Source organism: Saccharospirillaceae bacterium (genome assembly GCA_022448365.1).
Classification (GTDB): domain Bacteria; phylum Pseudomonadota; class Gammaproteobacteria; order Pseudomonadales; family Oceanobacteraceae; genus Bacterioplanoides.
Genome location: JAKVCS010000004.1, coordinates 519,868 through 530,820, shown reverse-complemented (window position 1 = coordinate 530,820; position 10,953 = coordinate 519,868). Strand labels below are relative to the sequence as shown.

Here is a 10,953-nt window from a genome sequence, read left to right as displayed (position 1 = left end):
AACGCTCACTCGTATACTTCTTCGACGTTGATTCCTAGAGACTTAAACTTCGATAGAAGATCGTTATAGCCTCGAAGTGCCATATGAGCATCATTAATTGTACTCATACCATCAACGAGCAAAGCAGCCATCATTACAGCCATGCTTCCACGAAGATCGGTCGACTCAGCAACTGCCGCATATCCGGCTTTATTACCATCTACAGTGATACATCCTTCTTCAGCACTGTATGATTTAGGGAAGAATTTGGATAACTCATCAACGTAGCCAATACGTTTAGGGTAGCGGTAATCATAAATCCGTGACTTCCCTGAAGCTTGTAAGGCCAATAACACATAAAAAGGCTGCATATCAGAGATCACACCAGGGTGTGTTCCACACGCCAGTTCAAATGGTTGGATACCGCCATCTTTTAAACAGTTTTGATTAACATAAATACTATTATCATTCCTAAATATATTTATGCCAGCTTCTTTCAGATGAATTAAAGGTATTTCCATATGCTCAAATGGAACATCCTCAATTAAAATTTCTCCTCCAGTCAGAATACCAATAACAATCCATGTAAGTGCTTCAATTCGGTCTGGCATGACAGGCATACGCGTTCCAGTTAACAGCCCACCCTTACCATTTACCTCAATATAACTATTACCAACAATCGTAATATCGGCACCCATTCTTCGTAACATCGATACAAGGTCAGTTACTTCCGGGGTTATATAGGCATTGTGAATAATCGTTTTTCCAGAAGCGACCGAAGCACACAGCAGAGCATTCTCTGTTCCTCCAACTGTCGATTTGGGGAAATCGATAACACCTCCAGTTAGATTACCTTTTATCTCGATGTATTCTGGTTGTTCAGAAACAGTGCAACCTAATTTTTCCCACACCAGAATATGGAGGTCATACCCTCTGCTACCAATTTTACACCCGCCTGGGTAAGGGATACGAGCGATACCACTACGACATAATTGAGCAGCAGCCAATAAGTATGTTGTGCGGATAGGATATCCAAAGTCAGGTAGCTTATCGTAATGAATACTTCCACCAAGCAACTGAACTTCTTCCAGATCGTAGTCAACCTGAACATCAAACCCTATGTTCGCTAAAAAACGAAGTTTATGTTGTGCGTCTACTAATTTTGTTGGAAAGTTACTCAGGACAACACGTTCGTCAGTCAAACTGGCTGCAGCTAAGAGTCGAGTTCCAGAGTTTTTTGCGCCGCTTACTTTAACTCGACCTTTAGGAACCTGACCACCAGGAATAATTAACTTTGATGGAAATTTAATAAGATTTTCAATTGTCATATACCACCTCGATCCTTCGAGCCTAAAACCAGAAGAAAAATTGTATGAATATTTGTTGTTAGATAACGCCAAAGAAAGCGCTTGGGATCACTCAGAGTACGATGCGCCCACTCCAAACCAGCATCCTGCATCCACTGAGGAGCACGTTTGTTACGCCCGGACAAGAAGTCGAAAAGTCCACCACACGATTTGATCCAAGGAATACCCTTCAATCGCTCTTTATTCCGAATACAGAAGAGCTGTTCTTTCGGCTTTCCCATTCCAACCCAGAGAACATCTGCGCCTGATGCTACAATCTCTTTGCAGATTTTCTCTTCTTGCGCCTCGTCGAAATAGCCATTCCGGCGGCCAACAATCTGTAGGTCAGGGTATTGTTTGCGAATATTCTTTTCAGCTTCAAGGCTCATCTCTTCCGATGCGCCCAACATATAAAACTTTAAGCCGTATTTTACTGCATACTCAGCAGCATCATGAAAGAAGTCAGTCGTGGCGATACGCTCAGGCAGAGCATCGCCCTTATTCAAAAAACGTGAAGCTTTGACGAGCGACTCACCATCAGCCTGAATGTAATCAGCCTGTTCCATTGCTTTGCCGAATTGAACACTGGTAGAACACAAAGACATCGCCTGACCATTCATTGAAAAGCCCAACTTAGGTAGACAAGTCACATCTCTATTACGGGCAGCCAAACAGTCTCTGACCATCAACTGAGCAAAGCCTTCTCGTGTTAACTTAACATGAGGCCATCCAGCTAAATAAACCATATCAGGGTCAGGTGTATTTATAATCTCTGGAATTTTTTCAACTAACATATTCTTTGTACCAGTTCGCAAAGTTATTTATTCCAGATTGCAACGCTGTGTCCGGCTTAAATCCTGTAACCGCTTCTAACGCAGACACATCTGCGAATGTACGAACAACATCGCCGTCTTGCATCGGCAAATAGTTTTTCACCGCTTGTTTATCCAGTGCATTCTCAATACAACGAATAAACTGTTCCAACTCCACAGGTTGGTTGTTACCAATGTTATAAACCCGGTAGCAAGGAGACATCCCTTCAACACATCCTTCGTTATGTTGCGATGGGATAACATCCTGAATTCTGATGACACCCTCGACGATGTCGTCGATATAGGTAAAGTCGCGCTGCATCTTGCCGTCATTAAATACCTTGATCGGGCGATCATTTGCGATGGCATCTGTGAACAAATAAGGCGCCATATCAGGGCGACCCCACGGGCCATAAACGGTAAAGAAGCGCAAGCCGGTTGTTGGTAAGTTGTATAGATGGCTATAGGTATGAGCCATCAGTTCATTAGCTTTCTTCGTTGCGGCGTATAACGAAACCGGACTATCAACAACATCATCGGTGGAAAATGGAATCTTTTTATTCATTCCATAAACTGAACTGGATGAAGCGTATACAAGGTGCTTTACGTTATTGTGGCGACATCCCTCCAGGATTGTGCCCATACCTACAAGGTTGGAGTCTATGTATGCCATTGGGTTTTCAATTGAATACCGAACACCAGCCTGAGCGGCCAGATGAATCACCCGCTCGAAGCCTTCCTTTGCAAACAAGTCTGCAATGGCCTCTCTATCTGAGAGATCCATCTTTATAAAACGGAAGTTATTAAGGTGTGCGATACGATCTAACCGAGCGTGCTTTAGTGCTGGGTCGTAGTAGTCATTCAGGTTATCCAGACCTACAACTTCGTGCCCCATGCCGCACAAACGCTCCGCGACAAAGTTCCCGATAAACCCTGCTGCACCCGTGACCAAATACTTCATTTACGACTCTTCGCTCTGTATAAATTACTTAAATTAGAGGAAGCAATTGAGTAGAACCGACGCTTTCGATACCCATACACTTCCATATGTCTCAGCAATTCCAGTTTTATTGGCTGAAAACCGCGCGCACAATACACAACCCAACGAGCATTGTGAATGCTCCTGTTACAAAAAAGTGGCGCATTTTGCCATTTCTACGGTATGGCGCAAACAATCACATTTGGCTGCCTGCTTGTCATACAAACTTCACATTTAATAAGACCCCACAGTCGCACCGTCTCTGGGCTACGGGGCATTTCAGATCAAAACTAGTTCGATCGTCGTACTTCGTACTTTTTATCCACCGATTACGCCATTTTTGCTTGGCATTCACAATTAGGCGCTTTAGAATCCGCTCAAACTTCACCCATTAAAATTACATAAGGATTTGGACTTATGCGTAAATTACTGACCATTGCTGTCATGGCTGCTGCAATGCCAGCGTTCGCCGCTGAACAATACACTCAGGCCCAGCTTTCTGAAGCCGCTACTCTGAAAGCAGAAGCAGCCGCTTGTGATACGTCTGCTTGTGAAGCGGAAACTGTTCAGAAAATGATTGAAGCAGGCCTGCCACTGGCGCTGGTTGTTAAAACGGCTGTTGACGCTGGTGTTCCGGTTGCAGACGTTGCTACGGCTGCTATCCAAAACAACCAAAGCGTTGCTGACGTATTAGCGGCAACCACTGCAGCAGTGGATAGCCCAGAAGTTGCTGTAACGGCTCTGTTCGTTGCAGCCAACAACGTTGAAGGCGTTGACGCAGCAGCGGTTAATGCAGCGGCTGACAGTCAGAACATTCCGGCGACTGTAGTAGCATCAGCGCAAGAGTCTTCTCTGGCTATCACTGGCGAATCAGCCCCAACGGCTACGGGTAATCAACCAACGGTTCCGGTTGTTCAGCCAACAAATACTCAGGCTCAAGATCCTAACGCCCCTGCTCCAGGCGGCTCAATCAGCCCGGCTTAATAGACCGCAAGGCTGACGAATACCCGGCTATGCCGGGTATTTTTTTGTCCGACATTCAGACACCTCGTCAAAGAAGATTATGAAAAGCTGGAATTCTTATCAGGCACTGGTTTTTTGCTTACCGCTGGCCTTCGGCGGTTATGCTAACTGGGTTTGGCCACTCTACAGTGCAGTTGCTTTACTGCTACTGGCGACCGAAGTTAACAGGCTTGTTCAGAGACAAGTGAACCAACAGCTCGACGTTTTGCTCTGGCCCAAAGCGCTTAAGAAGAGCTTACCGATTCTGTTATTACTGCTGGCCGTTCAGCTGTGGGTCATCGGGCAGTCGCTGATGCTGGCCAATGGCCAGCATGATATCTGGCAACATGCTCTGCAGGGGCTGGGCCTTACAGCATTTATGGCGGCCAGCCTGTTAATTCTGAATTCACGTGAACGTATCAAACGAATTATCTGGGTGGTTATTCTGGCTGCTTCGTTCCAGGCTATCTACGGTTCATTAATGGTGTTAACCGGCCTTGAATGGGGCTTTTTCCAAGAGAAGGAAGCCTATCAGGGTAAAGCCACCGGTACCTTTGTAAACCGCAACCATCTGGCGGGGTACCTGGAAATGAGTCTGGCATTGGGCATCGGTTTTTTACTATCTCAGTCTAACCGCTATTACGGTAGCTGGCGCCAGCGTATGCGCCAGGCAATCGATACTCTGCTCAGCCCCAAAGTTGCGATGCGGTTATTGTTGGCTGTTATGGTGATTGCTCTGGTACTCAGCCGTTCGCGCATGGGCAATACCGCCTTTTTCGCCAGTCTGATGGTGACCGGCGGTCTGGCTTTGTTGCTGATGAACAACAAATCCCGTTCTACCACCATTCTGTTGAGCAGCCTGTTGGTGATTGATATCGCCATTGTCGGTACTTTTTTTGGCGTAGAAAAAGTCGCTGAACGCTTGCAGAACACAACGGCGAGTAAAGAAAGCAGAGATGAAGTATCACGCGACACCTTCCAGATGTGGCAGCAAAATCCGGTATTTGGCATTGGCGCGGGTGCATTCGAATATACTTATCCAGCCTACCGGGGCGATGATGTTACGACCCGCCAACTGTACGATCACGCTCACAATGATTATCTGCAGTTTCTCGCGGAGTATGGTCTGGTTGGCTTTATGGCGCTGCTTATTGCCGCTGGCTGGAGTTTCTTTTGGGCAATTGAGGCCATGCGCAAACGCCGCAGTGAATTATTCAAAGGCCTCGGCTTTGCTTCCACCATGGGCATGATGGCCATTGCGATTCACTCCACGGTGGATTTTAATCTGCAGATTCCGGCTAACGCCTTTATGTTTGTATTATTGATGGCGCTGGCAAGCCTTGCCCGCTGGGCGCCAAATAAGTAGTAATGGAAGGTTCTGTATGAAGTTATCAGCCAGTAAATCCGTGTTAGCGACCAATACCCTGGGACGTGATTTTGTTGTCGGCGATATTCACGGCCATGCCTCTAAACTGATGGAACAACTTGATCAATTGCGTTTTGATATCGATAAAGATCGCCTGATTTGCGTCGGTGATCTGGTTGATCGCGGTCCGGAGTCCGCGCAGGCGTTGGCGTTGTTAAATGAACCTTGGTTTTTCTCGGTGCTGGGCAATCACGAATTGTTGATGGTGAGCGGCCTGAAATACCAAAACAGCCAGCATAAGATGTTATGGCTGCAACACGGTGGTGAGTGGATAGCCAGTTCTGACCCGAGCCAGTGGCCGTCGTGGTTCGATGCCATTGAAAAACTGCCGCTGGCGATTGAGGTCAGCGGTAAATCCGGCAAACGTTATGGCATTGTTCACGCAGATTTTCCGGCATTAAATTGGGGAGAGTTCGAGTCGCTTTCCAATAAGCAGCTGGAGCAATGCATCTGGGGACGCAGCGCTTTTAAGGAAAGGCGCGAGCATAAAGTTACCGGCATCGATCTGATTATCCATGGTCATAATGTGTGCGAGCAGGAGCTGCAGCTGGGTAATCGTATTTATATTGAACCGGGTGTTTATCAGGGCCGCGATTTTATTATCAAAGAGTTGCTGTAGAAGTTCCGAACGAACTTCTGGTGCAACAACTGCAATTGCAGCTATTGCAACAAACGCTGCAATTCGCTGGCATCGATATGCGCTTCGCTAAACAGGCGCTCTACTTCATGCAGGAATTCTTTCAGGCCACGATCGAGCTGCATGCCTTCATTAAAAATACGACTGGTATCAATAATGCCGGTTTCCATGATTTTCTGTAACGCCCTTTCCTGATGTTCATCCATGCCGAGGAACTGGATACTTTCTTCCACACCATCGGCCATATTTTCAACCACATCGGCGATCTGGCGCATCACCTCTTGATAAGCGTCATCGACATCAGCCATCTGAGTTCGCATCTGGCTGGCCATCTGCTTCACCAGTGTTCCCTCTAATTCGAGATTCTTCTGATTATCCAGTGCGACCACACGCGCATGTGCGCCTTGCAGTAAGGAGAATACATTGTCTTTTATAGCGCCGTATTTTTTATCGTCGTCAACCGGCATGTTTTTCACTAACAGCGAAACGGTCTCGTAGTTCATGATGGAGCGATGGCCGAAATCAACATAACGTCCCTGATCCTTACATTCATCCATCAGCACAGATTCCATCGCTTTTGCCATACCATTGGCTTCCATATTTTTTATGCCGTGCACACTGCGCATTTGCAGGCTGCAGCTCAAGCCGTAATTCTGCAGCGCCTGAAACAAACGCATTCCCAGCTCATCCAGGTTATTACAGGTGCTACAGTCGAGCAGAAACTGTATGTTAACCCCCAGATCGGAAGTATCTGACATGGCGATAAACGCCATTTCGTTGGCTTGCTGTAATTGTGCTTTAAGTTGGGCGTTGGCCAGTTTGTTAAATACAACCCGATCGATGCGGGCACGTAACTCCCACATTGCATCGTTGCCAATCAGATCATCAAAGCCCGCTTCGAAGGCATCCATTCGATCAGCAAGCTCATCACGATCGGCCAGCATTACAATGGGCACATCGTTAAAAATATCTTCCTGCTTTAGCTTTCGGCACCAATCCATCGCGGCCACCATGCCGACAACCACCTCGTTGATGATTAATACCTGGCAGGGAGTTGAGTGAGCAAGATTAAGCAGGGTTTCGAAGTCATCGACACAGATAAGGGAATACGGGCTGCCAATTTGTTGTTCTAACTGTTGGCAGTGGCTGGCTCCTATCACCAGTGCGTTGTAGTCCATTCGTGCTTCCTTGTTGATTAGCTAATACACAGGTTTAGTTAAATGTTGGTTAATGTGCCAACTTTTTGAAACACATTGGCATATTTAATAGCTACACGTTTGATAATCCATCATCACTATTGATAGAAGTTACAACAAATAAACACCTTAAAATAGCATTACGTCCTGATGTAGGTCGGACGTCGTATTGGCTGGCGTCAGAGTTGCGACTAAATCAGTAATAATTCCTTGGCCCGATGCAGTGCCTGAGTACGACTTTTGGCGCCGAGTTTCACATTGATTTTGCGCGCATGGGTTTTTACCGTGTGCAAAGAAATAAACAACTGATCGGCAATTTCCTGATTCGACAAGCCCTGGTCAATTTTACGCAACACCTCCAGCTCGCGTTCACTGAGTGCGGCATTGGCTGGCAGATTGTTGGTTTCACCATTACTGCGCTCAACCAATGCCAGGTTCGGAATCCACTGGTCAAAGTTCATGCGAACACCGGCGCGTTCCAGCATCTGGTGAATATGGCGTAGCTGGTTGTCGCTGTCGGCCGGGTTGATTGAGCGCAACGCCGCGGCGCGAATCATATTCATCAGCAGCGCCATAATGCTGTGACCATTACTGCGGATATAAGTGTCGGCTTCCTGAATGCAGGCTTGGGGGTTGTTCGCTATCAGGTAAACCCGCGCACGGGTTACGGCGATAAAACCCGGCAACATCGGGAACATATCCGAACGCAACGGTCCGTCCTGCTGCATTTTAACGAATTCGTTGATGTAACTCTGGGCGCGGGACAATTTACCCTGAGAAATCCAGATGTTGGCTTTAATCATCGCCAGCCACTGGTAGCTTTCAACACCCACCTGCCAGCGCTGCATCAACCGCTCGGCCTGATCCAGAATGTCCAGTGCACGGTCAAACTTGCCCATCTCGGCCTTTACCATGGCAAACAATGCATAGCCATAACACACGGCGATATCATGGCTGTGAATGCTGGAAGATATGCCTTGTTGCAGCAACTCCACCAGTTGTGGACGAGGTTCGCCACTCAGCCACAGCAGAAAACACTTATAAATAACCAGGCGCCCACGAGCCAGACCAGACGCTTCATTGTTATTGGCAGACAGCTCTAACCCCTGCTGAATAACCTGAGCACTGCGCTGTATGTGCCCACGGTTGAGTTCGATTCTGGCGTATTCGAATAACGCCTGGGCTTCCATAGCAGGGACTTTAAATTGACGTGTCATATCTTGCGCCAGACGGTTCCAGATGCGCGCACCGTCGGCATCGTTATTCATCAGACAAAGGCTCGATAATGTCGAGATCATCAGAATACGTACGGTAAAGCGTTCCTGCGGTAATTCTTCCAGGGCCTGTTTACACAGAATTTCGGCTTTTTTGTTCTGGCCAACCAGGCGTGCCAGATAGCCCTCCAGCGCAGCCCGTTCGTATTCCTGCAGATTATCGTCACGCTGCAACCGCTGCACCAGAGGCTCGGCTTTCTCGCGTTGTTGGGTAAACAACCAGGACCAGGCAGCGATTTGCATCAATCTTGGTGATGACTGTAATAATTCCTGCCCCAACACATCGATCCATTCGAGCATGGCAGCAATATCGAGACTGGCAATGATGTACTCAGCCTGGGCTTCCACCCAGGGCACCACTTCATTGGCGATACCCGCCTGGCGCGCATGATGTAACGCTGCAATACGGTCATCACCGTCTTTATGCCATTCATAAGCTTTGCGGTGTAATTGCTGGCGCATGGTTTGCGGTAACTGTCGTGCTAACAGCTCAGCCATCACCGGATGAATCCGGTACCAACCTGGCTTATCTTCCAACGCCTGAATAAACAGGTTCATTGCCAGCGCTTTGTTAAGTTGCGGCTGGTAGTCGATCTCCTCAAGGCAATCATTAAGAATGCTGTCATTAAAACTACCGAGTACGGCGGCACGCTGAATAAAGCTCTGCAGTTCTTGCGGCAATGTGAACAGGGTTTCGCCTTGCAGGTAGTCGCTCATTTCCTGCTGACCTAACAGCGCCGGTGGATCAAACGGTTTGCCCAAAGCACGATAACAAGCCAGCCACAAGCCAAGTCCGGCAGGCCAACCCTGCAACCGGTTATTCAGTTGAGGAACCAAACGTCCGGCCTGCAAAATATTATTGTCCATTAACCAGCGTTGAAGCTGATCATCCGAAAATGCCAACATTTGATGGTTAAGCCAGACAATATTCTGGTGTAAACGCAGTTTTCCCAGCGGTTGAGGTAAATAGCGACTGGTCATTATCAATTTGAGATTGGCAGGACGATGACTCACCAGTTTACTCAGCAGTTGCAGCGCGCTGGTATCCGCCAGGTTATGAACGTCGTCGAGGCAGAGCAATAAAGATCGTTCGAAAGTGGCCATTTCAGAAAGCCACAACAGCAGCACCTGCTCGACGTCCATACGCCCCTGTCCTGCAGAAAAATGCCAGTGAGCCAATGCGTTCGTTGCTATGCCCTCAAGCTGACGTTCGGCTACTTCAAGCAAGTGACGCAGAAATAACTGCGCTCGGGCGTCCTGATCATCACAGCGAAACCACATCACTCCGGGAGAATCGTTTTGCTCCTGGAGTTCGTTGCAGTACTCACTCATCAACAAGGTTTTACCGTACCCCGCAGGCGCACTGATCCAGGCAGCATCGTGCTGTTGCATAGCGTGATGCAGTAATTCGGCCCGTGGCCAGAAATGAGAAGCAAAGGCAGGTCGTTTGCCTTTGTTATCGATCCAGATATTCTGAGCGTGTTGATCCAGCTCTTGCTGCCATTGTTCGCCCGATAGCTCGGATTGACGAAAGCCCGCAACAGCCGGTTGACCCGGTTTTTTCGTTGTTATCATGATGCCAAGGGGTATTTATCGACTGCGGCTATGGAAACACGGCCTCTGGCTGAACTCAACGCCGCAGATGTTCAGGTTACATTTTATTACAGGGTGTTAATCAACAATAAAAAAGGGAGCCAGGCTCCCTTTTCTATTTCTGTCTGAAAATTGTCGCTGATTGCGACCGATGTCAGAACGCCAGTTTCGCGCCGACATTAACAGAACGAGGTTTACCCGGACGGAAACCGTATGGTTTAGCCGATACCACATACTCTTCGTTGAGCACATTATCCACCGTGCTGTAGACCTGCAATTCCTGAGTCAGCTGGTAGTTGGCGGCTAAATCGAACACCGTGAAGGCATCGATTTTATCTTGCTCCGGAATGTCACCTTTGCCCGGTACGTTGCGCATCTCACTTTGGTACAGCGCTGACAGGTTCACGCGCCAGTCTCCGTGCTGAATGCCGGTCTGAATGTTCAGCCGATGCTCAGGCAGGTAACCGATTTCGAAGCCTTTCTCAATCTTCAGATTGGCCTGACCAAAAGCACCGGTGCCATCGGTAAATTCCTCACCAAATTCACCCTTGCTGTAGGTGTACGTCAGAGAGACAGGCACACTGTAACCGGCTACGACATGCTCGCTGCCCCAGCTCGCCTCGATACCGTATACCTGAGCATTACCGGCGTTCGACTGGTCACCAATGTTGTTATTGTTACAAGAACCCTGAGAGAAGCTGCACGTGCC

9 protein-coding genes are annotated in these 10,953 nt (G+C 48.0%); 3 read left to right on the top strand and 6 right to left on the bottom strand.

Annotation, left to right across the window (positions count from 1 at the left end):
* Positions 1–5: 5 nt before the first annotated feature.
* From MK185_13565 to MK185_13555, 3 genes are read right to left on the bottom strand one after another with little or no spacing between them, the layout of a single operon-like run.
* A complete protein-coding gene (locus tag MK185_13565) occupies positions 6–1,307 on the bottom strand; it encodes a UDP-N-acetylglucosamine 1-carboxyvinyltransferase (protein ID MCH2041653.1) in 1,302 nt (433 codons plus the stop codon).
* Positions 1,304–2,119: a WecB/TagA/CpsF family glycosyltransferase gene (locus MK185_13560; protein ID MCH2041652.1), complete on the bottom strand. Its 816-nt coding sequence runs from the start codon at positions 2,117–2,119 to the stop codon at positions 1,304–1,306. Before MK185_13560 ends, MK185_13565 begins: the two co-directional genes overlap by 4 nt.
* Entirely contained in the window at positions 2,109–3,098 is a 990-nt protein-coding gene (locus tag MK185_13555; GenBank protein MCH2041651.1) for an NAD-dependent epimerase, read from the bottom strand. Before MK185_13555 ends, MK185_13560 begins: the two co-directional genes overlap by 11 nt.
* A 435-nt stretch (positions 3,099–3,533) precedes the next feature.
* On the opposite strand from MK185_13555, the gene MK185_13550 reads away from it, so the two are divergent.
* The 3 genes from MK185_13550 to MK185_13540 all read left to right on the top strand — a co-directional run bounded on the left by MK185_13550 (position 3,534) and on the right by MK185_13540 (position 6,163).
* Entirely contained in the window at positions 3,534–4,100 is a 567-nt protein-coding gene (locus MK185_13550; protein MCH2041650.1) for a hypothetical protein, read from the top strand.
* A 79-nt stretch (positions 4,101–4,179) separates the two neighbouring features.
* Complete coding sequence (locus MK185_13545) at positions 4,180–5,484, top strand: O-antigen ligase family protein (GenBank protein MCH2041649.1); 1,305 nt, start codon at positions 4,180–4,182, stop codon at positions 5,482–5,484.
* Positions 5,485–5,500: 16 nt separating this feature from the next.
* Positions 5,501–6,163, top strand: coding sequence for a metallophosphoesterase (locus tag MK185_13540; protein MCH2041648.1), 663 nt, complete (start codon positions 5,501–5,503; stop codon positions 6,161–6,163).
* A 41-nt stretch (positions 6,164–6,204) separates the two neighbouring features.
* Here the strand turns inward: MK185_13540 and MK185_13535 are convergent, their stop codons facing one another.
* The 3 genes from MK185_13535 to MK185_13525 all read right to left on the bottom strand — a co-directional run.
* Positions 6,205–7,359, bottom strand: a complete 1,155-nt coding sequence (locus MK185_13535) for a response regulator transcription factor (GenBank protein ID MCH2041647.1) — start codon at positions 7,357–7,359, stop codon at positions 6,205–6,207.
* 209 nt (positions 7,360–7,568) lie between these two features.
* The gene (locus tag MK185_13530; protein MCH2041646.1) at positions 7,569–10,226 is read right to left on the bottom strand and encodes a LuxR C-terminal-related transcriptional regulator; all 2,658 of its coding nucleotides are present in this window, start codon (positions 10,224–10,226) and stop codon (positions 7,569–7,571) included.
* A gap of 172 nt (positions 10,227–10,398) precedes the next feature.
* The coding region (locus MK185_13525) for a TonB-dependent receptor (protein ID MCH2041645.1) at positions 10,399–10,953 on the bottom strand (555 nt) is incomplete at its 5' end.

Bases quoted from the DNA above. Each gene is read 5' to 3' on its own strand.
- MK185_13530 (MCH2041646.1), bottom strand. From the start codon at position 10,226: ATGATAACAACGAAAAAACCGGGTCAACCGGCTGTTGCGGGCTTTCGT.
- MK185_13535 (MCH2041647.1), bottom strand. From the start codon at position 7,359: ATGGACTACAACGCACTGGTGATAGGAGCCAGCCACTGCCAACAGTTA.
- MK185_13560 (MCH2041652.1), bottom strand. From the start codon at position 2,119: ATGTTAGTTGAAAAAATTCCAGAGATTATAAATACACCTGACCCTGAT.
- MK185_13555 (MCH2041651.1), bottom strand. From the start codon at position 3,098: ATGAAGTATTTGGTCACGGGTGCAGCAGGGTTTATCGGGAACTTTGTC.
- MK185_13550 (MCH2041650.1), top strand. From the start codon at position 3,534: ATGCGTAAATTACTGACCATTGCTGTCATGGCTGCTGCAATGCCAGCG.
- MK185_13540 (MCH2041648.1), top strand. From the start codon at position 5,501: ATGAAGTTATCAGCCAGTAAATCCGTGTTAGCGACCAATACCCTGGGA.
- MK185_13565 (MCH2041653.1), bottom strand. From the start codon at position 1,307: ATGACAATTGAAAATCTTATTAAATTTCCATCAAAGTTAATTATTCCT.
- MK185_13545 (MCH2041649.1), top strand. From the start codon at position 4,180: ATGAAAAGCTGGAATTCTTATCAGGCACTGGTTTTTTGCTTACCGCTG.